This is a genomic window from Sphingobacterium siyangense (assembly GCF_007830445.1).
Lineage (GTDB): Bacteria > Bacteroidota > Bacteroidia > Sphingobacteriales > Sphingobacteriaceae > Sphingobacterium > Sphingobacterium siyangense.
Genome location: NZ_VLKR01000014.1, coordinates 25,406 through 52,050, shown reverse-complemented (window position 1 = coordinate 52,050; position 26,645 = coordinate 25,406). Strand labels below are relative to the sequence as shown.

24 protein-coding genes are annotated in these 26,645 nt (G+C 40.8%); 8 read left to right on the top strand and 16 right to left on the bottom strand.

The window, feature by feature from the left end; translation table 11 throughout:
- Positions 1-54 precede the first annotated feature (54 nt).
- Entirely contained in the window at positions 55-2,568 is a 2,514-nt protein-coding gene (locus tag IQ31_RS13730; RefSeq protein WP_145328313.1) for a phosphocholine-specific phospholipase C, read from the top strand.
- 94 nt (positions 2,569-2,662) lie between these two features.
- On the opposite strand, the gene bioD is transcribed toward IQ31_RS13730, so the two are convergent.
- From bioD to bioB, 6 genes are read right to left on the bottom strand one after another with little or no spacing between them, the layout of a single operon-like run.
- The gene (bioD, locus tag IQ31_RS13725; RefSeq protein WP_145328312.1) at positions 2,663-3,295 is read right to left on the bottom strand and encodes a dethiobiotin synthase; all 633 of its coding nucleotides are present in this window, start codon (positions 3,293-3,295) and stop codon (positions 2,663-2,665) included.
- Positions 3,296-3,349: 54 nt separating this feature from the next.
- On the bottom strand, positions 3,350-4,099 hold the full coding sequence (bioC, locus tag IQ31_RS13720; protein ID WP_208734252.1) for a malonyl-ACP O-methyltransferase BioC: 750 nt from the start codon (positions 4,097-4,099) through the stop codon (positions 3,350-3,352).
- Between the two features lie 5 nt (positions 4,100-4,104).
- Positions 4,105-4,803 carry a pimeloyl-ACP methyl esterase BioG family protein gene (locus IQ31_RS13715; protein ID WP_145328311.1) on the bottom strand — a complete coding sequence of 233 codons (699 nt, stop codon included), beginning with the start codon at positions 4,801-4,803 and terminating at the stop codon, positions 4,105-4,107.
- Positions 4,800-5,960, bottom strand: a complete 1,161-nt coding sequence (locus IQ31_RS13710) for an 8-amino-7-oxononanoate synthase (protein ID WP_145328310.1) — start codon at positions 5,958-5,960, stop codon at positions 4,800-4,802. Before IQ31_RS13710 ends, IQ31_RS13715 begins: the two co-directional genes overlap by 4 nt.
- On the bottom strand, positions 5,957-7,258 hold the full coding sequence (gene bioA / locus IQ31_RS13705; RefSeq protein ID WP_145328309.1) for an adenosylmethionine--8-amino-7-oxononanoate transaminase: 1,302 nt from the start codon (positions 7,256-7,258) through the stop codon (positions 5,957-5,959). The genes IQ31_RS13710 and bioA overlap by 4 nt, the downstream gene beginning before the upstream one ends.
- Positions 7,259-7,281: 23 nt before the next feature.
- A complete protein-coding gene (bioB, locus tag IQ31_RS13700) occupies positions 7,282-8,361 on the bottom strand; it encodes a biotin synthase BioB (protein WP_145328308.1) in 1,080 nt (359 codons plus the stop codon).
- A 143-nt stretch (positions 8,362-8,504) separates the two neighbouring features.
- Between bioB and IQ31_RS13695 the strand changes: the two genes are divergently transcribed.
- The gene (locus tag IQ31_RS13695; RefSeq protein ID WP_145328307.1) at positions 8,505-9,989 is read left to right on the top strand and encodes an aminotransferase-like domain-containing protein; all 1,485 of its coding nucleotides are present in this window, start codon (positions 8,505-8,507) and stop codon (positions 9,987-9,989) included.
- On the opposite strand, the gene IQ31_RS13690 is transcribed toward IQ31_RS13695, so the two are convergent.
- From IQ31_RS13690 to IQ31_RS13670, 5 genes are all read right to left on the bottom strand, one after another.
- A complete protein-coding gene (locus tag IQ31_RS13690) occupies positions 9,986-10,519 on the bottom strand; it encodes a MepB family protein (protein WP_145328306.1) in 534 nt (177 codons plus the stop codon). The genes IQ31_RS13695 and IQ31_RS13690 overlap by 4 nt on opposite strands.
- Positions 10,509-11,060, bottom strand: coding sequence for a dihydrofolate reductase family protein (locus IQ31_RS13685; protein WP_088162850.1), 552 nt, complete (start codon positions 11,058-11,060; stop codon positions 10,509-10,511). The genes IQ31_RS13690 and IQ31_RS13685 overlap by 11 nt, the downstream gene beginning before the upstream one ends.
- Before the next feature lie 393 nt (positions 11,061-11,453).
- Entirely contained in the window at positions 11,454-13,424 is a 1,971-nt protein-coding gene (locus IQ31_RS13680) for a DUF3857 domain-containing protein (protein WP_145328305.1), read from the bottom strand.
- Between the two features lie 180 nt (positions 13,425-13,604).
- Entirely contained in the window at positions 13,605-14,876 is a 1,272-nt protein-coding gene (locus IQ31_RS13675; RefSeq protein ID WP_145328304.1) for a carboxypeptidase-like regulatory domain-containing protein, read from the bottom strand.
- Positions 14,863-15,441 carry an RNA polymerase sigma factor gene (locus IQ31_RS13670; protein WP_075994067.1) on the bottom strand — a complete coding sequence of 193 codons (579 nt, stop codon included), beginning with the start codon at positions 15,439-15,441 and terminating at the stop codon, positions 14,863-14,865. The genes IQ31_RS13675 and IQ31_RS13670 overlap by 14 nt, the downstream gene beginning before the upstream one ends.
- Before the next feature lie 81 nt (positions 15,442-15,522).
- Here IQ31_RS13670 and IQ31_RS13665 point away from each other — a divergent pair, with 81 nt between their 5' ends.
- The gene (locus IQ31_RS13665) at positions 15,523-17,385 is read left to right on the top strand and encodes a vWA domain-containing protein (protein ID WP_145328303.1); all 1,863 of its coding nucleotides are present in this window, start codon (positions 15,523-15,525) and stop codon (positions 17,383-17,385) included.
- A gap of 231 nt (positions 17,386-17,616) precedes the next feature.
- Positions 17,617-18,027, top strand: coding sequence for a hypothetical protein (locus tag IQ31_RS13660; protein ID WP_145328302.1), 411 nt, complete (start codon positions 17,617-17,619; stop codon positions 18,025-18,027).
- Between the two features lie 343 nt (positions 18,028-18,370).
- Here IQ31_RS13660 and IQ31_RS13655 read toward each other — a convergent pair whose 3' ends face one another.
- Positions 18,371-19,033, bottom strand: coding sequence for a DUF6266 family protein (locus tag IQ31_RS13655; protein ID WP_145328301.1), 663 nt, complete (start codon positions 19,031-19,033; stop codon positions 18,371-18,373).
- A 471-nt stretch (positions 19,034-19,504) separates the two neighbouring features.
- On the opposite strand from IQ31_RS13655, the gene IQ31_RS13650 reads away from it, so the two are divergent.
- Positions 19,505-20,560, top strand: a complete 1,056-nt coding sequence (locus IQ31_RS13650; protein ID WP_145328300.1) for a fatty acid desaturase — start codon at positions 19,505-19,507, stop codon at positions 20,558-20,560.
- An 8-nt stretch (positions 20,561-20,568) separates the two neighbouring features.
- Here the strand turns inward: IQ31_RS13650 and IQ31_RS13645 are convergent, their stop codons facing one another.
- Both IQ31_RS13645 and IQ31_RS13640 read right to left on the bottom strand, forming a co-directional pair.
- Positions 20,569-21,042, bottom strand: a complete 474-nt coding sequence (locus IQ31_RS13645; protein ID WP_075994063.1) for a helix-turn-helix domain-containing protein — start codon at positions 21,040-21,042, stop codon at positions 20,569-20,571.
- A gap of 477 nt (positions 21,043-21,519) precedes the next feature.
- Complete coding sequence (locus IQ31_RS13640; protein WP_088162842.1) at positions 21,520-21,702, bottom strand: hypothetical protein; 183 nt, start codon at positions 21,700-21,702, stop codon at positions 21,520-21,522.
- Between the two features lie 264 nt (positions 21,703-21,966).
- Here IQ31_RS13640 and IQ31_RS13635 point away from each other — a divergent pair, with 264 nt between their 5' ends.
- Together IQ31_RS13635 and IQ31_RS13630 are read left to right on the top strand one after the other, a co-directional pair.
- Positions 21,967-22,854, top strand: coding sequence for a sugar phosphate isomerase/epimerase family protein (locus IQ31_RS13635; RefSeq protein WP_145328299.1), 888 nt, complete (start codon positions 21,967-21,969; stop codon positions 22,852-22,854).
- Positions 22,855-22,971: 117 nt separating this feature from the next.
- Positions 22,972-23,790 carry a universal stress protein gene (locus tag IQ31_RS13630; RefSeq protein WP_145328298.1) on the top strand — a complete coding sequence of 273 codons (819 nt, stop codon included), beginning with the start codon at positions 22,972-22,974 and terminating at the stop codon, positions 23,788-23,790.
- Between the two features lie 61 nt (positions 23,791-23,851).
- Here the strand turns inward: IQ31_RS13630 and IQ31_RS13625 are convergent, their stop codons facing one another.
- On the bottom strand, positions 23,852-24,295 hold the full coding sequence (locus tag IQ31_RS13625; RefSeq protein ID WP_145328297.1) for a hypothetical protein: 444 nt from the start codon (positions 24,293-24,295) through the stop codon (positions 23,852-23,854).
- Between the two features lie 78 nt (positions 24,296-24,373).
- A complete protein-coding gene (locus IQ31_RS13620; protein WP_145328296.1) occupies positions 24,374-24,880 on the bottom strand; it encodes a GNAT family N-acetyltransferase in 507 nt (168 codons plus the stop codon).
- 553 nt (positions 24,881-25,433) lie between these two features.
- Between IQ31_RS13620 and IQ31_RS13615 the strand changes: the two genes are divergently transcribed.
- On the top strand, positions 25,434-26,627 hold the full coding sequence (locus IQ31_RS13615) for a DUF5009 domain-containing protein (RefSeq protein ID WP_145328295.1): 1,194 nt from the start codon (positions 25,434-25,436) through the stop codon (positions 26,625-26,627).
- Positions 26,628-26,645 lie beyond the last annotated feature (18 nt).

Sequence of the window (26,645 nt, the reverse complement as noted above, 5' to 3'; positions counted from 1 at the left end):
TATGAAACAAAAAGAAATCTAAGTAGATTCAAATCGAAATTATAAATAAGTGTTATGGAAACCAGAAGAGAATTCCTACGAAAGACCCTACTATTTTCAGGAGCAGCAGGTATTGCCAGCTTCATGCCTGCATCGATCCAGAAAGCCTTTGCCATAGACCCTGACCCAGGAAGTAGTTTTTTAGATGCCGAACACATCGTCATCCTGATGCAGGAGAACCGATCCTTTGATCATACGCTAGGTAGTCTTTCGGGAGTTCGGGGTTTCAATGATCCACGTTCGATACGTTTACCGAACGGTTTACCCGTATGGTATCAAACGGATAAAGAGGGAAAAACGTATGCTCCTTTCCGATTAAACCTGAAGGAAAGTAAAGTGACCTGGATGGGTTCTCTTCCACATAGTCGTGCAAGCCAGGTGGATGCCTTTAACCAAGGTCGTTACGATCATTGGCTGTTATCGAAGCAATCAGGGAATAAACAATATGCGGCTATGCCCTTAACATTGGGGTATTTTACACGTGAAGATTTGCCCTTTCATTATGCCTTAGCGGATGCTTTTACAGTATGTGATCAGAATTTTTGCTCGGGCATGACCAGCACTACGCCTAACCGTTCCTTTTTCTGGACGGGTAAGATTACAGAGATGAAAGATGGTCTGCAAAAAGCGAATATTCGGAATGATGACTTTGGCTATGGTAAAATGACCTGGGAAACTTTTCCGGAATTGCTTGAAAAGAATGGCATTAACTGGCGTTTTTATCAAAATGAGACAAGCTGTGGCGGCGGGTTTTCTGGACAGGAAAGGGCATGGCTATCCAATTTTGGGTGTAATCTGCTGGAGTTTTTTCAGGCTTATCAAGTTAAATTTAAGGAGAACTATATCAAAAGCCTAGAAACACAGGTTCGGGATTTGCCCATGCAGATTTCCAAGTTGGAAGAGAAGTCTCCTTCTTCCGAAGAACAAGCCGAAAAGATACGCGCTGATATTCGCAAAAAAAGTGAGGCACTTGAGCGAGCGGAGACCGAACTAAAGGAATTCAATCCAAACAATTATAAAAAGCTAAGTGATTTTACGAAATCATTAAATGATCGGGCGTTTACGGTAAACAAAGGGGACAACAATTACAGGTCGCTTGATACGTTACATTTTAAGGCACAGGGGAAAAAAGCTGCGCTGGAAGTCCCAAAAGGCGATATTCTTTATCAATTTCGCAAAGACGTTGATACTGGTAAATTGCCTGCGGTATCCTGGTTGGCCGGCCCACAGAATTTCTCGGACCACCCGAGTGCGCCCTGGTATGGAGCTTGGTATGTATCTGAAGTTTTAGATATCTTAACAAAGAACCCTGAGGTTTGGAAAAAAACTATTTTTATCATTACCTATGATGAAAACGATGGTTACTATGATCATGTTAAACCTTTCCTTGTACCTGATTTAAAGAAGAAAGATACAGGGGCATGTTCTCCTGGGATCGATACGGAGGTGGAGATGGTTCGTTTAGAAAATGAGCTAAAACAGGGGATTCCTAAAAAGCAAGCACGCGAAGGGGCTGTGGGCCTAGGTTTTCGTGTTCCCATGTATATTGCGTCGCCTTGGTCACGAGGTGGTAAGGTTTGCTCTCAGGTATTTGATCATACGTCTACTTTGCAATTTTTGGAATCTTTCTTTAACAAAAAGCTGAACAAGAATATGCATTTGGAAAACATCAGTGCATGGCGTAGAACAATCTGTGGTGATTTGACAACCGCTTTTACACCTTTTACTCAGCAAAAGGAACAACTCCCTTTTCTTGATAGGAATCAGTATATCGAAACGATATACAATGCGCAGTTCAAAGATGATCCGCGAGGCTTTGTTGAGGTCAAAGATCCTGATCTCGCGACTAAAAACGGATGGATTCCGGGATTTGACCGAATACAGGAGCGGGGGATTCGTAAATCTTTGCCATTGCCTTATGCGCATGATGCGGTGGGCTTTGTGAAAGACGGAGTGTTTCATCTAACGATGACTGTAGACAGCAAGTTTTTCGGAAAAAGGACCGCAGGTACAGCCTTCAACGTTTATAGTCCGTTGGAATATCGTGATGAACAGGGGCAAAGTGAAACTTACCGTAATTGGAATTTTGCGGTGAAGGCCGGTGATCGTTTGGCATATCAGTGGGACCTGGCACGATTTGAAGGAGATCGCTATGCGTTTGAATTGCACGGTCCAAATGGTTTTTATCGAAAATTTTCTGGACAAAAAGGAACAGCAGCACTAGAGGCTACCGTTTCTCCGGAACTGAAAGCGCTAACTCAGGCAGCGACAGGGAAATTGCAGCTGAGACTCAGGAACAAGAGTGACCAGCGGGTAACGGTAGTTGTCGAGAGCCTTAGCTATGGAAAATATGCCATAACGAAAGAAATAGCTCCCGCCGAAGAAGTTCCATTGATCCTGGATGTTGAAAGTCAAGGAAATTGGTATGATATTGCTGTACGAATCAAGGGAGACAGCAGCTTCGTCATTCAGCTCGCAGGGCGATTGGAAACAGGTGTTGAGTGTACAACTGATCCATTATTAGCATAATCTGTACTGTTTCAGCAGGGATGGCGGTCAATTCTTATTGAATGGGTTCCCTGCTGTTACTATATATCTATCAATAGTAACAGCTTGACCTTATTTACAAGCAAACAAATAAGGTCTCCGGATAGTTTGTTTCTATATAACGACGAAGATACAACTCCGTATCAGTACTTATCGTGCGGTCTTTATGAACAGGGAATGTATTGTAAACAACGGTATGTAGATTGATCCTGCGCTTGGTGATCGCTTCCAGACTAAGTAAGGTATGATTGATACTCCCTAATTTTCCAGAGGTGACAAAAATAAGCGGATACTGCATTTCTTGGATGTAATCGATAATCAGATAATCTTCTCTTAGTGGAACCATCAACCCACCTGCACCCTCAATAAGAACAGCGTCGTAGCGTTGGCTTAATGTTAAGCTAGCTTGTCTGATCTTTTTAAAGTCAATTTCACGATTATCCAGGCGTGCTGCTAGATGGGGGGAGGCGGGGTAGGTGAAAATCTCTGGCATCGTGATTTTCTGATGATCTTCTGCCGTTAATGGGATTTCCATGAGTTGGCGATGGAGGACGATGTCTTCAGAAATAGTTGTATTTCCAGTTTGTACAAGCTTTTGGGTAATGGTGCGTATACCGCTTGTATTCCATTGTTTCGCGAGGAGGCCAGTAGCATAACTTTTTCCGATCCCGGTATCTATGCCGGAAACAAAATAGATATTTTCATTCATTGCTGTATTTCTTTTGTAGGTTGTTCGATTGTTTGTAATTCGAGTGCTCAGCTGTTATTTTTTTGCAATAATATAGATGGGATGGTAGGTTAGGGATACGCCCTCTTCTGTCCCATAGTGAGATGTATATTTATCACAGAAAGCCCGAAGTTTGCCTTTTGTCCACCGGTGATTTTTTATTCCCGTTACCCCCGTTTGTTTCAGGTGAACAAGAACTTGTAGTGGGCTTTCAAAGTGTAGTTTTAAATGTTCTTCTTGTGCAACGAGGATCTTATAATTCAACGCTAAAAGTTCTGCGATAAGTTCCGATTTAGATCGATATGTTAGTCCAACATGTGCCGTTGCATTGATCTCGTGCATATTGTCATGTCCAAAAGTACTGAAGGCAAGGATACCGGAATCCGGAAGGGATCCATAGCAGCTTTCAAAGAAAGCGCGAGGATTGTTGAACCACTGAATTGTAGAACAGGACGCGATTAGATTGATGTCTTTGGGAAAAGCATAAGTTTCTGCATCAGCACAGATGAACGTGTGCGACGATGTCAAAATATCCATTACTTCGGGCATCATTTCTGGACAGATATCATTTAAGACCATTTTTTTTGGTTTGATATGCTGTAAGATTAACCGCGAAAAAAGCCCTGTTCCGCAGCCAATTTCCAATACTTTTTGCGGTCTTAGCTGTATGTTCTCCTGCATCAACCTGATCATTTTTTTTGCTATTTCGTATTGGGCGATCGCTGCCGACTGATAGTTAGATGCCGCTTTAGCGAAACGGGATCTAATCCTTTGTTTGTCCATCATGATGATCATCTTAAAAGGTGCTTAAATAATTGTTCGGGATAATGAGTAGCATCGATTATCGTATATGCAGTACCGGGCCAGGCGCGTTTTTGATTCTCTAAGTTGAAGATTCGATCTTCTTTGCCTATATATATCTGATGCCATTGGAATGCCGCTGCTGATTTTGCACCAGCTGTTTTTTCAATCGCGATGAGCTCTGAACGGAGGTCTTCGATGTCGCGTTGGGGGGCTCTTTCAAGAAAGTAGTTAAAAAGGGTCTTGGAACCACACATGCGTAATCTGAATTTTTCCAACGTTTTATTGCTCAGTGTATCCAATGTTCCTTTAAATAACTGGCTAGGAATTCCTTTTTCGTCATCTATTGGAAATGGTGTTCCATTGATTGCAGTACATGTGCTGATGGGGTAATTGCTGTTTTGAAGTTCGGGCAGTACCATTGATGCCGCCCATACCCCCATAGACCAGGCGAAAACCTCAATTTCCTGGTAACCTGCCAGTAGACTTGTGTCCAACAGTAAATCCGTATAACTATGGGCAACAATGAGATCTTTGCCGACTGGGGAATAGTGCAAAAAAGGATGTTCATCCATGCCCCAGCCTGCAAAGAATAACAGTAGTTTTTCGTTGGATTTTGCCTGAAGATGCTGCCTTGGCAAATTATCGACGGGAGTGACCCTTTTAGGAGTGATTCTTTTAAGTATCATAAGCTTGCTGCGAGTTGTTTGATCATGGACGATGTCATTGTTGCTGTCAATGAAATTCGGATTCTTGACGTTCCTTCTGGTACTGTGGGCGGGCGTATGGGAAGCACGTAAAATCCCTTTCGCTGCAGGTCTTCTGCTTTCAGTACCGTTTCCTTGTTATTACCGATAATGACCGGTAGAATATGACTCTCTGACGGACAATTAAAGCCTTTGGCAATTATGTGCTGTTTGAGCAATAGGCTATTTTTGTGCAGCTGTTGGCGCCGGTCTGTAAAGTCACTTAAGCGTTCCAAAATAAACACAGTCCATAATAGATTGATTGGAGGCAACGCTGTTGTAAAAAGTAGTGTACGTGCCTTATTGATCAAATAATTTCGGATTGGTTCCTTACATAGCAGGTAGCCACCAACCGATGCTAAAGCTTTTCCGAAAGTGCCTGTCAGGAAATCAATATCGGCAATACATTGCTGTTCTTCTGCGCAGCCAAGTCCCTGTATTCCGCGTACCCCTACGGCGTGAGCTTCATCGACATAAAGTAAGGTATTGGGGAAACGTTGTTTTAGACTGACCAGATAGTTGAGGTCCGTGCAATCACCATCCATGCTAAAAATACTTTCTGTGACGATGATGATGCATGTGAAGCGATGGGCATATTTTGTCAATAAATGCGTTAAGTGCGTATAATCGGAATGCCGGTACCTGTAGCAGGTTGCATTGGATAGTCGGATGCCGTCAATTAGGCTTGCGTGGACACCCTTATCGGCGAGAATTAATGTCTGTGTATCACAAACTGCAGGAAGTATGCCTACATTCATATGATAGCCGCTGTTAAAGACCAATGCACCTTCCGTACCGAACAAGCGGCACAGCATTGTTTCCAATTGCGTATAGCGTGCATGGTTTCCTGTGAGTAGACGCGAAGAGGAAGCGCTGAATACAGCATTATCCTTTGTCACCGAGTTTAGGAATTCTTGACGAAGTATCTGATCTGTCGCAAGTCCAAGATAATCGTTCGACGAGAGGTTGTAATGCTCTTTAACATGCTCCTGTGCTGTGTTATCCTGTTGTGTGATAAGGAGAAGTTTTCGTTTATTTCCATGTTTTTCAAGGGTAAATAATTCATCTTCAATGCGCTGGATTAGGCTGTTTTCAATCATTGGACTGTGCTGATTACGGCTAGCAATGCCTGTGTTAACTTGTGAAGCTCACCTTCATTTATGATAAAAGGGGGCATGATATAAATCAGTTTTCCGAATGGCCTTACCCAAATTCCCTCTTCGATAAACCGCTGTTGTATGCTGGATAGATCGACGGAGTTTTTCATCTCGATGACTGCAATTGCACCTAGAATTCTGAGCTCCTCGACTTGGGGCAGTGTTGTTGCAGTACTAAGTTCCCGTCTCAATTGTTCTTCGATTAACGTTACTTTCGCTTTCCAGTCCGTTGCCAATAGTAGTTTGATGGAAGCGTGGGCTACAGCGCAAGCCAAAGGGTTGGCCATAAAAGTTGGCCCGTGCATAAACGTACCTGGTGTACCGTTGGAGATTGTATTCGCAACATGATCTGAAGTGATCACGGCGGATAGCGTCATATAGCCACCGGTCAAGGCTTTGCCGATACACATGATATCGGGCACTATTCCGGCATGCTCCCAGGCAAAGAGCTTACCCGTGCGCCCAAACCCGGTAGCAATCTCATCAAAGATTAAAAGAAGTTGATTTTCTTTGCAGAGGTGTGCTGCCTGACGCAAGTACTCCGGATGGTAAAAACGCATTCCACCGGCTCCCTGGACGATAGGTTCAAGGATGAGAGCGGCCAATTCGTCCTTGTGTGAGCAGATCAGATCTGCCAAGGGTTGGATGTCATTGGCATCCCATTCTTGCTCAAACCCTATTTTTGGGGCAGGGGCAAAATAGCGTTTGGGTAAAGAACTGTCAAAGATGCGGTGCATGCCAGTAATGGGATCACAGACCGACATCGCGTTCCAGGTATCACCATGGTACCCCGAACGAATCGTGACAAAGTTTTTCTTATTGGTCTTTTTTTGTGAGACCCAGTATTGAATAGCCATTTTAAGTGCAACTTCTACCGCAACAGAACCCGAATCGGCATAAAATATTTTGTTGAGTGGAGTAGGGGTGATGTCAAGCAGTATTTTACCGAGAGCAATTGCTGGTTCGTGCGTAAGTCCACCAAACATCATGTGTGACATGCTGCTGAGCTGTGCTGTGACCGCAGCGTTAAGGACGGGGTGATTGTAGCCATGGATGGCGCACCACCAAGAGGACATACCATCTATAAGCTGCTGTCCATTTTCCAACTCGATTATACAACCATCTGCCCGTTTAACCTTGTAGGCCGGTAAGGGATTTGTCATGGTTGTATACGGATGCCATAGATGCTTTTTATCAAAATCATCGATAAGGTCGTGTTGGTTGATTTCTTCTCTTTCCATGATGGTCTGCCGAATTAGTTTTGTTATTTGTTTTGCTGCTTAGCGATGTTGCGCTGGATTTTATGTTCGGGTCTTGACCATTTTGGTCTTTCACCAAGATCATGGTAATGTGCCATCTCAGTTGCGATGGTTTCGGGTTGATTTCTTTTCTCGAAAGGCTGTTGGGCTACCAAACCTAATGTTTTAAACATGTCCATATCTTTGTTGACGTCGGGATTGGGCGTGGTGAGGAGTTTGTCGCCTGAGAAAATCGAATTGGCTCCCGCGAAAAAACATAACGCTTGTCCCTCTGTACTCATGTTGGTACGTCCTGCAGAAAGGCGAACTTGTGTGGTGGGCAATAAAATTCGGGCTGTAGCCACCATGCGTACCATTTCCCATATCGAAACTGTTTCCATGACTTCCATTGGAGTACCGCTTACAGGAACGAGCGCATTGATCGGTACCGATTCGGGTTGTGGGATGAGTGAAGCAAGTGTGATCAACATCGCGGCACGGTCGTCTATACTTTCTCCCATCCCAATAATACCACCACTACATACGGTTATGTTTGTTTTACGTACATTTTCGATCGTTTGAAGGCGATCATCATAGCTTCTGGTCGAGATAATTTCCTTATAGTAATCGGCAGAGGAATCGAGGTTGTGGTTGTAGGCGTATAGTCCAGCTTCTGAAAGGCGTTGTGCTTGGTTTTCGGTCAGCATTCCTAGCGTGCAGCAGACTTCCATGTCAAGTCTATTCAGTGTTCGGACCATATCAAGTACATGGTCAAACTCAGGGCCATCTTTAACATTGCGCCAGGCGGCCCCCATACAGATCCTTGAGCTACCTCCAGCTTTGGCTGCCAGTGCCTGCTCTGTTACCTGCTCTACGCTCATCAAGCCTTCCGCTTTTACATTCGTATGGTAACGTGCAGCCTGGGGACAATAGGCACAGTCTTCGGGGCACCCACCTGTTTTTATTGATATCAATGTGGACACTTGTACTTTGTTGGGGTCGTGATATTTCCGATGTATTGATGCCGCATCATAAAGCAGGTCCATTATTGGTTTGTTGTATAAAGCGACAACTTCTTCCTGCGTCCATTTTGGTTTTGTTTCCATATTAATGCTAAGTTTTTATGCTAAAATCAAATCTATTTTACTTAATGACCATTCGGATTTCGTAATTCAATGCGATTATTTTTTCATGATGATTGCAAAGATTATAGTTTAAATGATAACTTTGGTAGTCCGAAATAAACATAATGAGTAGTCCGGTTAGTATAGGTTTTCATTCGATTATTAAGATAGATCGCCGTAAGGAAGATGCCATCTATCTACAGATCGTTTATCAATTTATCAATGCTGTCAAGCGAAATCTATTGGAAGATGGAGATCTGTTGCCCGGAAGCCGGAAGATTGCTGAAGAACTGAACGTGCACCGAAAAACCATTGTAGCCGCTTTAGCGGAATTGCAGGAACAGGGCTGGGTAAAAATTTTGGCTAATCGCGGGACTTTTGTGAAAAATCCTGAGCTTATCGATACTTCCGGGTCGGCGATTGAAGCATTTAGACAGCCACCTGATTTTGCACCTTACTTTTTTAGAAAGGAACTCATATTGGATATGCCTATTTCAGAGGTTCCCGAAAGGTACTATTTTACGGATGGAACACCTGATTATAATGTCATTGGAGCGGAGGAACTGGTGCGTTTTTATGCATCCATGGTGAAACGGAAAAAGAAAAGTGATGATTTTCCGACGACGACTGAAGGAAATTTGTTTTTTAGGGACCAGTTAAGCTATTATCTGAATTTAACAAGAGGGTTTCATCTTTCCCGGAATTTCTTGTTGCCGATTGCCAGCCGGGAACAGATTTTTTCAATTTTATCCCGATTATTGATCCGGCCCGACGATATTGTATTGGTAGAAAATTTAAGTTATTTTTTACCTAACATGATCTTTAGTCAAGCTGGGGCCAAGCTGAAAACCATTCCCGTAGATGCGGAGGGGATGATTGTAGATAAGATCGGAGATCAATTTAGACCCGGAGAAATCAGGTGTGTCTACCTTAATACCAGGTGTCAGTATCCAACGACGGTTAACCTTTCCGAGCGAAGGAAAATTCAACTGTTACAGTTGGCCGAGCAGTATAACTTTATCATTATTGAGGATGATGTGGATTTTGAGTCTTCCTTTTTTAAGGAGAAAGGTGAATCACTTTTCCGGAAAAATGGCGGTAACCGCGTGATTTATACAGGTGCTTTCGGAAGTTTCTTTGACCCTGGTTTCCAAATGAATTTTTTGATCGCACCTCAGGATTTGTTGGAAGAAGGAAAAAAGTATTTGAACATCTTCGGAAAGCCGAATTTTATGATCGAGAAGACATTGGGTGAGATTATCCACCAGGGTGATATCTTTCGGTATCAGCGTAAATTTCAGAAAACAATTGCAGAGCGAAAAGAATTGTTTGCACAATTGCTGTTACGGCATTTTGAAGATAAAATCAGATTTGACGTCCCGGCTTCGGGACTGGCTTTTTGGATACAGTTTAATACAGTTGTTTCGCTGACAGCCTTGCAGGAGAAAGTGCGGTCGCAGGGACTGTTGTTGCCGAGTAATTGCCTTTATCAAAATAATACGGTCACTGCATTGCGGTTGGGGTTTGCTCATCTTGACGAACAAAGTATGGTGGCGGCAATTTCTTTGTTGCGTGCAGCTTATGCCGATTTGGTCGAAAATATCGACTAGCTGCTTTGCAGTATATGGGTCAATTTGTTTTTGGCTTCTTGGTGGGGACCACAGAAATCCACAAAGTATCTGTGCTGCCATTGTTTACTTTTGGTAGCCTGTTTGTTTGTTGGGATGCTACAATCTGGATAAATACGGAATCCGCGTTTGCCCATTTGAGAACCCGCTGTGAGGATTGTATGTTCAACTAACGCCTGTTTTGGAAAGACAAATAGGCCGCAATGCTGTTCCTGTTCAACCGAAATAAGATAATAATCGAAATGATCATCTGCAGTAAAAGGTATGGTCTGGCCATCGGTGTTGCGTTTCCAGAGTGCAACGAATAATCCTACTTTTTTTTGTGTTATCTTGGCCTTTCTAAATTTGAAGTGTTTGTTGCCCAGTTGAAAATTAACACCATAATAGGCCCTACCTGTTTGATCTTGTGATAGGTTAGAGCAATGGAGCATAAGTATGCTTTCGAGTTGATCTATCACTTTCCTGATCATATGATCGGCGATCTGTGGGGTTGCCTGATCGTTAAGATTCATGTTGGGGGGTATAGATTAACTGAACAACTCCCGATTTGAATGTGACGCTTTGAACAAGTTTTAGGGATAGTCGTTCAGGTAAGTTTTCGAATAAAGGCTTGCCACTTCCCAGGGCAATAGGGTGAACGGAAATGCGATAGACGTCAACAAGGTTAGCTTGAATGAATGTTTTAATTAGACGCGCTCCACCATATAGCCAAATATCCTTTCCGGGCTGTGCTTTTATTTCCTGAACTTGTTTTGCGATGTCAGTCTGGATGAAAGTAGCGTTTTCATCTTGCCTTGCCTGACTAGAAAAAACATATTTTTTCTTCGCATGGACATTTTTCCAAAGATTTATTTCTGTTTCATCGGCCGTAGCGTGCGGCTGGAAATTACCCCAGGCATCATAGCTCACGCGGCCATAAAAGATGGTATCGATCGAAGCCAAAAAGCCATCGAAATCCATGTCATCATCCATAATGCACCAGTCAACCTCTCCCTGTGAACCCTCAATAAAGCCATCTAGGGTCATGGCCAGATCCAATATTATCTTTCTCATGTGTGTTTTATTTGTTTTAAACCTGTTGCTTGTGTTCCCGTAAAATAGGAGCTGGGTTAACTCAATATCGGATTGTCAGGATAACATAAAGATAGGGAAATAATAAGTTTTGGCCAAATTGGTGAAGAACGGAGCAAAGAAAAAGCCCAGCAAAGAATGTCTGGGCTTTGAGATTATATAAGGGGAATAATACTTGCTAAAAAAGTGAAGACCTAGTCTTCATCGGTGATAATATCATCACCATCTAATTCGAAACCTTCACCAAGGAAGGTATTCTCTAGTTCGAATAAATCTGAATCTTTAATCATTTTACTATTTTTTTGATATTCAAAGTTATCACCCTTATTTAAGCTAATCGTCAATATAAAATGAAGTTTGTGTTAAGCGATATTGTTATATTTTTTTGAGTACAACATCTAATTTTTCTGCCTGGATGATTCGGCTGAAAAACTCTTTTAAATCAAAATACTCTTCCGGCATAAACAGGGGTTTGTTTAATTGTGTTGCAGATTCTATTATCAGAACGTCCGGTGTTGTATTATTGATTTTGAAAATATACCGGGCCGCACGTTCAGGAAGAGCCATACTGATATTTTTTAATTTTCCTTCCGTTGGATATGTATAGCCTTTTGGTAGTTTGATTTCAATGTAGCACTCTTCTTGGACTAAAGAACCAAAGTCGATTGGGTAATTCCGCTCCGTTAGGTTGAAGGGGTTCTTGGACATTTTGGTGTCAATATAAGGATTGAATAGAAGTTGGTCATTTTGTAGGGTTGCAAAATTCTTAATCTCAATTTCAAACTCCTCCGTTAGTGGTTTGTCAAGAGATTCCCGATTCGATACTTTAAAACTGTTGATTTTGATGCGATTGTTTTCTTCATCTATTTTTTCATAGAATTCTTCTTCAGAATTACTTCCTTGAAGGCGCTCACGCATTTTGGAAGCGCCATAACCGTTACGTGAGGTAATCCATTTTCCTTTTAATGCACCATCTTCCGACAGTTCACCATAGAAGAAATTACTATAACTAGATGAAAGATTTGCCTCGAGTTTTACCCAGTCAGATTCGCCTTCGAGGGGAATTGATCTTCCCTGAAAATTGACACATTTCATCGGGATATTTCCAAACATCTCATAGGGAGAGGTTGCATCCAGCAGGTAGTAGTTTTCACCTATTTTTACCCGGGCAATAACGTGATTGAACTCTGATATCGCTGGTGCATAGAGTCCTGCATAGCCATTCTCACGTGTCGATAAAATAACAGGGATGGCATCTAGCTTCGCATAACGTAGGGCATTGACCAGTCCAAGGTTAATATCGGCGCTATTGCCTGTTCTTTTTTCGATGGCTTCTTTGATATTTTTTGCGTAGATTGAATGGCGGTTATTCCATTTTATTTGTTTCTGAAAATAGGTATACAGCCGTACCGCTTTTTCCAGATCATCTTTTGAATCCTGCAAGACGGGTTCTATGAATTCCTTCAGTGCCGTTTTTCGCTTTACTTGTCCACCAAAACTTTCGTCCTGTACGAGTTTATCCCTGACATTTTCCCACGTGAGCGAGAAGTCTTTTGTCGGTCCCATTGGAATGCTATACCGACCGAGTTCGAAGAAAATGATTGACCTAAAATTTTTAGAAGAGGTCATGTAATCTTCGGTGTGGAAAGCCGGGATATTTTCCATCATGTAGGTAGTTTTACTACCTAGGACTTCGCCAACTTCAGAATTCAGCCCCGTGTTGTAATTTTCTACCTTCCTGTCGCTGACAGCAAGTCCACCTTTTAAATTGGCTTTATAATGGCAGATCTCGGGAATACGCGTGACGTATTGGCTATAAAGTTTCGGGAGATCTTCCTGAAATTCCCAAGCATTTAGGTTAAAGATAAATGGAGATTCTGTACGGTAGCGGTATTCGATAATTGTACCTTCCTGAACTTGTGGTATAGCCGCTTTCGTTACCGCATAGTTTTCTGAGGCGTTTTCGTTAAAAATATTCGCTTTGGTCATCTCTGTTTCCACGACCTTATCACCGACGAGGTGATAGGATGCTCCCTTGATGTCCATAAGGACTTCGCGTTCGTTCCCACTTTTATATAAAGGGATGCTGAAATTGGCGTAACTATAGGCTTCTTTATTTAAAATTTTAATACGAACATGTTTGAAAAATTCAACGACTAAACCTTTATTCTTGTTGTAACTTACTTCGGCTGATCCATATTCACGTAAGACAAAGGCATTTGCTGCTGTATCTATTTTGTCAACAGTAATGGCAAAATCTTCCTTTTTTATTTTACCGAACGAAAAATCTTGTGCTTGTAGGGATATACCACTAAGCAAGAGGAGGCCAGTGAAAAAACTTTTCATAAAAAATGACTGTATGGTTAAGAATTATAACACTAAAGTATGAAATAATTTTACATCCAAACCCTTATAAATAAAATTGATTGAAAAGATAAATGGATCGATAAATTTCGACTGCTTATTTGTCCAGATAGCGAGATAAACTTGTGTTGTAGTCTGATGAGATGCGTAAAGATAGCGTATTTACAAGGTGAATTCGAAGCTTAACGTGACATAGCGGTAGTCTTCGCCTCTCCATTTTGGTCCCGAAAGTAGGATTTCTTTGGCTTTGGCATCGAGGTAATCATTTGCACTTTGGAGAACGCTGATATTTGTTGGGAATCCATCTTTATCGATATAGAAGCTTAAACGGACAGTGCCCTCATAACGGCTTTTAGCTGTTTTTTTCTTGATGTAATTGTTGAACGATCTCCAGCCCCAGATCGGTTCGGCACTTTTTGATTTGCGTGAAGACATCGTTGTGACGACGACTTCATCAAGTGTGGCGCCGGAAGGTTGCAGTTTGATCGTTGTATTTTTGCTGCGACGCATATTCAATGCAACCGAGTTGTAGCCCAGCGCCATGATGTCGACGAGTGAATCCATTGTACTGGGTTGGATGGTCGCTTGTCCCTGTGCGTCGGTATTCGTAGCAAACTTGCTATTGGGTTGAATGATTGTCACTCCCGAAATAGGTAAGCCCGTCTCTTTGTCCCGAATCGTAAGTTGTAGCGGTGTACCTTGTTGTTGTGGGATCGAAATACCTGGAGCCCTGCCTGCAAGTGCATTGTTTAAACTTGAGGTTCCTCGAATCATAATCGTTTGGGAAGCATCTTTTTTCTTTGCCATTGGCGCATAACCGATAACAATTGTACTGTCTGTAGGTCTTAATCCAAATACAGGGCGATCATTATTGAGACCTTCCTTCATTTCTTCCAGTGATTTTACACGTAGGGAGGGTTCCTGGGATAAAACGGTCACCTCTTCCAGTGGGTGCTGTTCATGAAGCCGCGGTCTGTTATTATCTGCTAATTGTGGCGAATGATCTTGAGATCCTATTTTTGATGCAATATCATCTGAAGGAATGATAGAATCTGCTGCTGTAACCTTTGTTTTGGGTTTTTCCTGTGTAACACTTACTTCAGCGGTACGCCTCGCTTCGGATGAATTTTTGTCCTGTTGACGGTAAAGAAGAAGACCAACCCCCAACACGATCACTGCTGCTGCAGCGATGCTAAGTCTCTTCCAATCAAAGACCTTTATTTTAGCGGAATTGTCTTTTTCAATACGTTGCGCAATTTGGTTGTTGATTGTTGTAATTACGGTTTTATTCTGATCCATTTCAATACCTATAAGAATATCCGCCAACATGGGGTCACGTTGCGCCTCCCGTTCAAGCGCATACATCTCCGTAGGAGATAGTTCGCCGTTGACGTATTTCTTTAAGTATGCTATGTCGTAATTACTGTTGCTCATTCCAAGCCTCCATGCAATTTTTTAAATTCCGTTTTCCATTCTGAATATAGCTTTTTACTTCGTTCAAGCTATAACCGGTAGATTCACTAATCTCTTTGTAACATTTTTCCTCCAAAAAGAAGAGTCTAACCGACTGTTGCTGTTTGTCTGGTAATTTTCCCAGACAGCCTTCCATGGCTGTTAGCTGTTCTTCTTTTTCATCATATTGTTCATACTGATGCATGTCTCCCGGAAATTTCACAAATTCATCCAAAGAAATTTGAGTTTTGTTCTTTTGAGACCTCAAATACATCAGACAATGGTTCTTGCTTAATACATAAAGCCACCTTGGGAAGTCCTTGATTTCTTGTTTGTTGACTTTGTGTATTAATTCTTCAAAGATATTCATGACAGCATCTTTACTCAATTCGGAATCTTGGAGATACCGTAAGCAAACATAGTATACCATCTCCGTATGTCGTTGGTATAGATCACCCAATACCTGGAGCTCCTTAGACTCCTGGTAGTGCAGCAAGAGCTCGTGGTCTTGTGCTGTATCTATTTTTGACGACTTGAATGCGAACATTTTATTGGTTAAAAATATTTTTTTTTTCTGGTTTATGGAAATTTAATATTTGAGGCATCCCTTGGCAAAAATGTAAAAGATATGAGAGCAATACTTTTTGTAATAGGCTTGTTGCTATCCTTAGGCGGATATGCCAAGCAAGGATATGAGGTTAGGGGGAAGGTTGTCGATGCGAATACAGGAATGGCAATTGTGGGGGTACAGGTGAACAATGCTGCAACCAAAGCACATGTGCAGACCGATGACAAGGGAAACTATCGTATTCAAGTCCTTGATGGTAAAAACATCTTGATTTTTAGTTATATCGGATATCTTGAGCAGCGGATAGCGGTCAACCATCGGTCAAAGGTTGATGTGGCGTTGGTGCAGCAAAATAATGCGCTGGATGAGGTTGTGGTGACCGGATATGAGCACAAGGCGAAGCGTCAGACGGCATCGGTGATGAATGTTAATGCAGCTTTGTCTGGGCAAGTATCGGGTGTGTATATTAGAGGAACGGCGTATGTGCCTAATCAGAACCAAGAATCTTATCAAAAGTTGAAGGAAAATAGCTTTATCAATCCACGTAAAGAGCCTTTATCGACCTTTGCAGCCGATGTTGATGCTGCTTCCTATAGTAATGTGCGTCGATTTATCAATTCGGGAACTCTGCCTGAAAAAGACGCAGTACGGGTTGAAGAGATGATCAATTACTTTCAGTATCAAGTGGCTGGACCTAAAAATGGTGAACCTGTAAATATCGTCACCGAATTGACGAAGGCACCCTGGAATACAACGCATCAGCTTATGCGCGTCACGTTAAAGGCGAAAGATATTCCGACGGAGAATCTTAAAGCTTCCAATTTGGTGTTTTTGATCGATGTGTCGGGATCAATGATGGGACCGGGGCGTCTACCTTTGGTGAAAGCTTCGCTGAAAATGTTGGTCGATCAGCTTCGCGCTGTGGACCATGTAGCCATTGTGACCTATGCTGGATCGGCAGGGGTAAAACTGGAGAGTACGCCCGGTGATGAAAAGATGAAAATAAAATCGGCTATTGAGGAGCTGGAAGCCGGTGGAAGTACTGCTGGTGCTGCAGGAATTAAGAAGGCCTATGAAATTGCGAAGCAACAATTTATCAAAGGAGGAAACAACCGGATCATTTTGGCTAGTGACGGCGATTTCAATGTTGGGGAGAGTAGTGACGAATCGATGGAAGAATTAATTTCCAAAGAAAGTAAATCGGGGGTTTTCCTCACAGTATTGGGGTATGGCATGGGAAATCTGAAGGACAGTAAGATGGAAATCCTTGCCGACAAAGGGCATGGGAATTATGCCTATATAGACAATATTTCTGAAGCACGAAAAGCGATGGTAACCGAATTTGGGGGAACTTTGTTTACCGTTGCTAAAGATGTCAAGATTCAGGTCGAATTTAATCCCAGTTATGTGCAGGCATACCGTTTAGTGGGATACGAAAATCGCTTGTTGGAGGCTGAGGATTTTAATAATGATCAAAAGATAGGTGGTGATATGGGGGTAGGACATGTGGTGACAGCCTTATATGAAATTGTACCTGTCGGTGTAGCGTCGGGGGGGATCGGAACGGTAGATCCCTTAAAGTATCAGCAGCAAGCGGATCAGGCAGCTGGACGGAGAAATGCTGAACTGGCAACAGTTAAATTTCGGTATAAGGAGCCTGAAGGGGAGAAAAGCAAGTTGCAGCAAAAGGTGGTCGGAACTTTTGTGACGGAATTGAACAGTGTGAGTGAAGATTTACGATTCGTAACCGCGGTAGCGGAACTAGGTCTATTACTTCGTGATTCTGATTTTAAGCAAAAGGCCAATTTTGATCAGCTCATAGCGCGAGCAAAAGCTTCTAAAGGCAAAGATGAGGAAGGTTATCGCGCTGAATTTATCCGTATTGCGGAAAATGCCCGGGATTTATCGAGATCGAAAGAATAAATAAAAATGACTAAATAAGGATTTTCAGTAGCAGCAATCGAAATGCTGCTGCTGGAAATAGTTTAGTTTGTGGAACAATAGCCAAAAAAGTAAATAAAATCTATATTTTTAGATCATCAATAAAAGGAACGTATTTTGCTTCTGCTGATTGTCGTTACGTGATATTTGGTAAGTAAGTACAATCCGAGCGATACGTTGTTGCGGTGTATGGAAATAAAAAATGCTAGATAAATGAAGAATTTTTTCTTGTGCTTTCTTTTGGCTATTGGTATTACAGTACCATCGGTAGCCCAAAATGCGAGCTTGAATAAACAACAGACCATGTCTTATATTAATAAGCTATATAAGGTTGCTTACCATTATAAGGATACAAAAATTGATACGGTGACGGTAGACGGGAAGGTGTTAACAGTCTTTCTTTCCAGTGGCCAGCATTTTCGAAGTGATATTGCCAAATCAGATGTACTTGTCATCGCAAGAGTAAAATCAGGTTATCAAATTCGATTTAAGTCCTCGCCAAGTACGGATGAAATTTTATGGGCAATCCAAACGGAAGAAGATGCCAAACGTCTGAAAAATGCGTTGGAGCATCTGATTAAAATCGTAAAAACCGAAAAAAAGACAGATCCTTTTGGCAGTTAAGTCATATAGACGGGCTGATACGATAGGTAATAGAATGTTCGGCAAGGTATGAGCTTGCCGAACTGAATAGAGAAAGTAGTAGGGCTTGCACATGGATATGTGTTGAGGATTGCTGAGGGGGTAACCAAATGCCTACTAGATATAAAGACGATTGGCTTCATGGCCGAAATTGATGTGGCTGTTGAAACCATCGATTGTAAATCACATCGTTTATGCTAATTTAAGGTGTTTACATAAATTTAGGGTTAAAATGTTGTTATCTTATTGTAATTAAGTGTGTTGTGTTCTTATTTCCGAGTGGTCTTATTTCTCCTGTTGATGAATTTATTTCCCTGGAGCACCTTTATCCTCTTTCCAATCTTATATTTCCGAGATAGCTGCTATTCATGCTTCGATTAGTCCCGTCAGCTGCAATAAAACCTAGATATAAATGATATGTATCACTTTGAGTTAGTTTCGGTATTTGAATAGATTCTTGTAAATCCATAATGTAATTATTAAGTAAAACACCTTGTGAAGCGTTTATTGGATTCTCAGGAATGAGGAGTACCAAGGTTCGGAAATCTGTCAGATCTTCATGCAAGAGTTTTTCGGAGTTTTTATGTTCCCAAGTGATATGGATAGTTTCGTTCAACAATTGAAATGTTGCCCCTGTAATCTCTTCGTCCAACCCTCGGCTTAGGGCAATCTTTTCATAATCGATATGAAAACCTTCATCGTCTTTTTGCATGGCATGGTGAAGGTTGTAGGACATTGCAGCATTATAAGCTGTCATATTCTTGGCGTAGGTTGAAAAGCCGAGCCGTATGACTTTCGTGTAAGGGCTTAAGAATTGTTGCATAAGTCCAAATTTGTTTCGGTTGTTTACTTCCTTTTCAGAAAGTGCTCTTTTTTTATTCACTCTCGGAAGAGACCTGACATAATTGATCTCTTTCCACTTACAAAAAACTACCGGTCCGACTTTACCTGAAGGAGGACCATTTACACCCTGTGTTACATTTGCCATAATATCAAATTAAATGTGTAGGGCTACTAACACACAACGAATAGATAAGTTTAGTTTAATACATGGAATAATTGTAAATAGCATGTTACATAATAGGGAGCTAATGGGTAGTTAAGACGGCTTTATCCGAATGAGGTCCCTATAAGATTCCTATAAAGTCCCTATCAAATCCCTTTTAGTGAATTATTTTTTGGGGATGAGATCGCTTGCTGCTGCCGTAATGGTTTGCACAAAAAAAGCAGATCCGAGGAATGATCTGCTTTGACTGATATATATTAGAAGTTGGCTGATACGTTAACCTAGTAGTACGGTAAATAGTGGGATCACATATTTTGGGGCCCGTTCGTTTTGTTACAGCTTTTGGAAATATTTTTAGAGCTTATTATGGTTATTGGTAGGTAGGGGCATTCTACCTAACATGTTAGATGTCTGCGAAAAAATCCTTATTTTTACCGATAAAATCACATCGAATTGACACATCAGGAAAAGTCGAGCCAGATTAGGAGGGAAATAAATCTTTCCTATCAACAGCTTAAAGGAATGTACCCCATCTTAAAAAGTCAGAACAGTATCGGAATGGCCATATTTGTACTAGCGATCCTGGCTATTGTTGTTGTATCGATAGCTTGGTCTCGCGCTCTTGTTCCGACTTGGCTTATGATTGTCAGTAATGCCTTTTTTATGGGTGTTTTACATGAAATAGAACATGATCTGATTCACTGGCTTTATTTTAAAAGACAAAAAGTGGTTCATCATTTTATGCTTTTTAGTGTATGGATATTACGCCCATTGACTGTCAATCCCTGGATACGCAGGACCTTGCATCATCATCATCATAAATTTTCGGGTACATTACATGATGTTGAGGAACGCAGTGTGACGAATGGCGAGCAGTGGTCGATCAAACGTTTGGTAACAACGGCCGATGTTGTATTGGGCGGGCTCTTTCGGCTGCATCGTATGTTTAATGATATGGACAAAGAGGTGAAAAATGGGAATCTAAAATTGGAGACTTCTTCAAAACTAAAACGGATTATGTTTTTAAGCATTGTTCCAGTGACTATTTTTGCACATGTGATCTTATATTTCTTCTTTGCAGACCTATTATTTGATTGGTTAAGAGTGGTTTTTGGAGTGAATTTGAGTTTTCCACATTATGTTGATAACATGTTGATAAGTTTGCGTTGGATCATTTATGTTATTCTATTACCAAACTTATTACGCCAATTTTGTTTACATTTTATTACATCAAACATGCATTATTTTGGCGATGTCGAAGCTGGAAATGTTATTGAGCAAACGCAGGTATTGACAGTTTGGTGGACTTTTCCGATGCAATTGTTTTGTTTCTTTTTTGGCTGGACACATAGCATCCATCATTTTGTTGTCAATGAAACATTTTACGTACGTCATATGGGGCGTAAGAAGGCACAAGAAATCTTACGGAAGTATGGGGTTCGTTTTAATGATTTGGGAACATTTAGAAGGGCAAACCGTTTTCGTGAACTTTCCAACAAAAAAAATTAATAATTTTTTTACCTTTTTTTACGATAGGTTTTATAGTTACCGTGCTGCTGATAGACAAGAGTTCCTTCTTCACAATAGTTTGATAGGTAAACAGAGAATTTATTGCTTTGGCTCTTGTCAATACCCAATTGGACCAATACCTCCGAAACACGTCGTGCTGAGTAGAAAAAATCCGAATGATAGACGAGGTCATCCAGTTTTTTGCTTAGCGTGATTCTTTCCTGTGCATCGGGAGGTAGGGAGTAAGGAGAATTAAAGACAATATCATGCTGAAAAAATATCGTTGGTTGAATTTCCAGGCTACGACATAGGGTTAAAAAATTTGTGAGCGTTAAGTCTTTTCCCTTTTCTATGCCATTGAGTGTTCCTGTTGAAATGCCCGTTAGATGGGATAGATCCCGCAATGAATAATATAGATCATTTCGTTTCGCGCGAAAGCGTAAACCAATTGTTTCCAGTAATGCTTTGTCTTCATCCGTCATACAACGAATTGAATGACAATTTGCGCAAAATATAGTTTATTATTTTATTTAAAAATTTGTGTTTGTTGTTTTTTGTTTTATATTTGTTTTAACAGATATTTTTAATCTGGAATAAGGTATGTTTCGTGAAAGTCTATATTGGTTTAAATATCGGATAGGAATAAATCTTTCTCTCGATTAGTAAATAGACTCTACGTCACCGTCCTGTGTAAAATAACCAAAATGATCATTCATCATATAAACATGGGCAAATGAAAAACAAAATAATTTAAGAGCATAGTGTCATTTGGCCTGGCTTCGGTTTCCAAGAATCCGTCAAGTTCCACCGGAGCTAAGGTAAATGGCATAGCACGTCAGCACGATGGCCAGTTCTATGGTCAGTTTCTACCAGATCGTGTATGGCGAAACAAGTCGGCTTGCCCAGCTTCGGTTTCCAAGAATCCGTCAAGTTCCGCCGGAGCTGTGGTGAGTTGCATATTATCGTCCACTCATAAAATAATAAATCAGATAAAATACGATCAATACACAGACTGCGATGATAAGTGTACGTTTTAAATTTCGTCCAGCGGGTTCATCATCTTTTTCCTCAATGGCAACCTCAGGTAATTTCTCCTCCTGTTTTTGGTCGTTATGCTCGGGGATGTCATATTTATTTTCCATGATTCAATTTGTTTGTTATCATAAGTAGAACAGCGGTGGACTGTAAATCGTTGAGTTAGGCCAATTTTTAATTCATATAAAAGGCCTGTTTTGTGGAACTGAGTGCGCGATGTGAATAAATAAAACGGTAAAGCATTGTGTTTTTTCGAGTATTTGCATACATTGCGGCTATATTTAACGCGATAAACCTAAACAACCTGTAAACGCTGCGTTTACAAATAATTTTGCGTTGAACGAAGTCTATAATAAATAATTGAGCACTAAATGAAAAGAAGAACTCTTATCGGAACATTGGTAGCTGGATGTATGATGTTGGCTGTTAGTCCAACATTTGCACAACAGAAAGCTGCAAAAAAGGAAATTGGTCTACAGTTATATTCTGTACGTGAAGAAATCGGGAAAAACCCGAATTTCGACCAAATTCTACAAAAGATCTCAGCATTGGGTTATACAGGAGTGGAAGCCGCTGGATACAAGGATGGTAAATTATATAACTTGAGTCCACAAGAGTTTAAGGCAAAAGTAGAAAAAGCTGGAATGAAAGTAATTTCATCACACGCAACGAAGACTTTATCAGACAGGGAGCTTGCTTCTGGAGATTTTACGGAATCGCTAAAATGGTGGGAGGAATGTATTGCTACTCATAAGGCAGCGGGAATGAAATATATTGTTACGCCTTGGATGGATGTGCCTAAAACACTTAAGGATCTGGAAACGCAATGTCGCTACCTTGATGCTGTGGGTGCGAAATGCCGTCAGCAAGGAATCGTATACGGATACCACAACCACTCGCATGAGTTTAGAAAAGTGGAAGATAAAGTGATGTACGATTATATGATAGAGCATACAAATCCTGAGCATGTATTTTTTGAGATGGATGTGTATTGGGCCGTAATGGGACAAGTTAGTCCTGTTGATTATTTCAATAAATATGCCGGCAGATTCAAGGCTTTGCACATTAAGGATCATCGTGAGATTGGTCAAAGTGGTATGGTCGGTTTTGATGCAATTTTTAACAATTCAAAAGTTGCTGGCCTGCAATATATTTTTGTTGAGCTGGAAGAAACACGTAACGATATTTACACCGGTTTACAACAAAGCATTGATTATCTAAAAAAAGCTTCTTTTGTAAAGGCTAGCTACTTAAAATAGCCCGAAATCGGGAGAAAATTGACCCAGTTGAGACAATTCTCCGTTTGATAGATTTATTATTTTTCGTTAACTTGAATGTAATAAAAAGAGATTTTTTATTGAATTAAATTAGACCATATGAAACGGATTATTGTTGCCACAGACTATGCTGAAGAGGCCGAACATGCCTTAAAGTTTATTATGGAAGTTTTCGCAGGAAAAGAATACGAGCTCGTTTTATTTTCTCTTCAAAATCCTTCCATCCATGCGATGAACGCTCGACTTTCTCCCGATTCTATGTTCAAGATTTTTGAACATCAAAGTAAGGTTTTACGACGTAAAGCCGAGGCTATTACTGCCGAAAGTGGTGTTTTGACTATTCCTTATCTGGCAGCAGGCTTGTTTTATGATCAGATTACCAAGTGCATCCATGAGACGAATGCCGATTTGTTGGTGATGGGAATGGCTAAACGTTCCTTTGACCAAGATATGCTTGGCAATACGACCACGGCAGCCATTAGTAAGTTAAAAATACCAATCCTTTCAGTTCCGCTTGGCGCAAAATTTACGGGTTTGGAGCATATTCTTTTTGCCTGTGATATTGTTCGTGGTGTGCAAAAGGAAATTCTTGAAAAAGTAAAGGATTTTGCAGCTGAATTTGATGCGGTATTAGAGGTTCTCAACATCCGTAAGACAGTGGAGCAGCTAAATGAGGAAAAAGGAAAAGAAACACGGGAAACCATTAACAATGTGATGGGAATCGTAAGTTATTACTACAAAAATGTAACGTCCAATGAGGTCGTAAAAGCTATCCGGGACGAGGTAAAAGAAAGCAGTACGGATCTGCTGGTTATGATCCCCTATAGGTACGGTTTTTGGAGTTCATTGACCCATCGAAGTAAGACGCGTATGATGGCCTCGGGGCTGGATGTTCCTTTGCTGACAATCTCGATCTAATTCTTTTTAACTATAAAAGCCCAGGTGAGCTGAGATCAACTGGGCTTTATCTTGATTGTACTTATTGAAATAGCGGGAGTATCTTATCCCAAATTTGCTGGTAGGCTTTATTGTTCCGGACGATTCCCTTATCTTCATCATAATAATTAGGTGCGTCAAAACTCCCGCCTTTACGCCTTTCTATTGAAAATATATTTAGAACTATTTTTGATCTTTTAGCTTGTAAAGGGCTGATCAGGAAGTTGAAAATTAATTTTTCTCCTTCTTTATTGCTTAGGAGATTATTGTTTTCAAGATATGTACTGGTTTGAATAAATCCCGAAGGCCGATCGAGCTGTACAATAAAATAACCACCATCCTGAAGCACTTGTATTATCTTGCTGTATGCCGAATCACTTGCGATCGGGATAGTTTTAGTACGGTCTGGATTTTGTGCCAACAGGGGGCTGGAAAAAACAAATACATAAGCAATCAACATCAAGGAGAATTGGATTAAATGTTTCATATTACCGAATTATAGATCTTATCAAGTTAATACTTTAATTTAACAATTTTATTTTTGGCGACAGCTTAGGTAGTCATGCTATTTTTTAATTCGTATACCTAATATTTTTAGACTACGTTCTTCCTGATCTAAGGTTGCTATATTGGGTAAGTTAGCCCATTCCCTGAAACCCATTTTTTCAAATAATGCAATGCTTGGAAGATTGTGTGCAAAGATAAATCCCAATAAGGTATGTACGCCTAAATCTGGAGCTTTATCAATGCAGTACTGAAGAATCTGTTTACCCAGGCCTCGACCTCGCTGCTGTTCGTCCAAATAGATACTGATTTCTACTGTTGCATCATAAGCTGGACGACCATAGAAAGATTGAAAACTTACCCAACCAAGTATCTGGTTATTTTCATCTTCTATCAGCCACAGAGGTCTTTTCGAAGCGTTATGTTCGTCAAACCATTTTTGTCTACTGGTAACAGATACCGGGGCAGTGTCTGCAGTAACCATGCGGGAGGCTATTGTAGAGTTGTATATTTCTACTATGCGTGGTAAATCATGTTGTGCTGCGTCGCGAAATTTTAATTGATTCATGGTTTGTACTGTTTAATTGTTGTTTGGACGACTCTGATATGCTGCCCGAAGATAGCCTGTGTTGCGAATAACAAGCAGATAAAAAGAATGAATTTCATGAAGATCGGCTTTATATTAAATCTGTTTTTGTCAAACTTAGATAAATTGCTTTTTATATGCAATACAATTACCCTTCATAAAGGTAACAATTCATACATGTGAGACATTTCTTGTTGTGTTTCTGGCTGGTTTATATCGATCACAGGGGTAAATTACACGATTTCTGTATTTTATGAGTGAAATTTACACTAATTTGAACAAATATTTCACTACATAGTGTTATTTTTTTCTCATCTTAGATCATTCAACGAAGAGACATCAGCGTTATTGATGATAGATCTTAGCGAAATAGCTTGTCTTTTCGTTTAGTTATACAGGAACTTTTCTAAACAGGAATTTTTCACCGAGTTCCGGTCGCCATAAAATCACTAAAAAATTAGCTAAGAAGGATCTAGGGAAGAGATTGGCTAGCAGCCATGCTGTTAGCTACTTTTTTGAATACAACGAATCAATTATGAACGCATTGCACGCTGTACCTAAAATCCGAATCCGTTCAATGGATGTTATGCGTGGTTTCACGCTGTTCTTGATGTTATTTGTCAATGACTTGTTTATTCCAGGTGTACCTAAATGGCTGGTTCATTCGGAAGCAGATGAGGACGGAATGGGATTGGCGGATTGGGTATTTCCGGGATTTCTTTTTATGGTTGGAATGGCAATGCCTTATGCTGTTGCGGCCAGGGAAAAGATAGGTTCATCGACAGCGGTCATTTTTGTTCATATGCTGATCAGAACATTAAGTTTATTGCTTATTGGTGTATTGATATTGAATGGTTCGCGAGTTGATCCACAGCTGACGGGGATGTCACATTTGTTGTGGTTGGCACTGCTGTATGTATTCGTTTTTCTGATTTGGAATCATTATCCGAAAGACATGCAATATCAGTCCATTTATAAGGGGCTGCGTGCAGTTGGTATTATGGGGATTATTTATCTCCTGTATATTTTCAAAGCGTCGGATGGAAAAGGCTTGGAAGTAGGATGGTGGGGGATTTTAGGGCTGATTGGATGGGGATATTTTGCCGCGGCGTCTATTTTCTTATTGAGCAGGGGAAAGATAATTGTGGTTGTATGTGGTTGGTTGCTGTTTTTGGTACTCAATATGCTGAGCCAAGTGGGATTTAAAGTTGAATTCCCTGGTGCCGGAAGATACTTACATGTTCTTCTAGCTGGCAATATACCCTGTATTGTGCTGTCTGGAACAACCATAGGGATGCTTATGAAACGTTATGCGGCAAATCCGCGGGTATTGTTGCGTTTTTTGCTGGTTATTGGTTTGATTTGGCTAGTTGCAGGTTTTGTATTGCGTTTTTGGTTTATTTTATCCAAGATCCATGGTACGCCGAGCTGGGCATTGGTTTGTTGCGGGATTAGCGTATTGCTTTTGATACCACTTTATTATTTCATTGATGTGAAAGGCTACCATCGCGGGATAGGATTGTTTGAGGAGGCCGGAAAGAACTCATTAACGACCTATCTTGCTCCTGATCTGATCTACTTTGTCTGTTGGGGTTTTCATCTACCACTATTCTTCTATAAACAATCGGATTATATGAGCTTAGCTATTGCCGGTTCATTGCTTTGGGCTTTAGCCATGTTGTGGTATGCAATCTTGCTGAAGAAGCTACATATTTATCTGAAACTTTAGCTAGCGAGTAAGCATCAA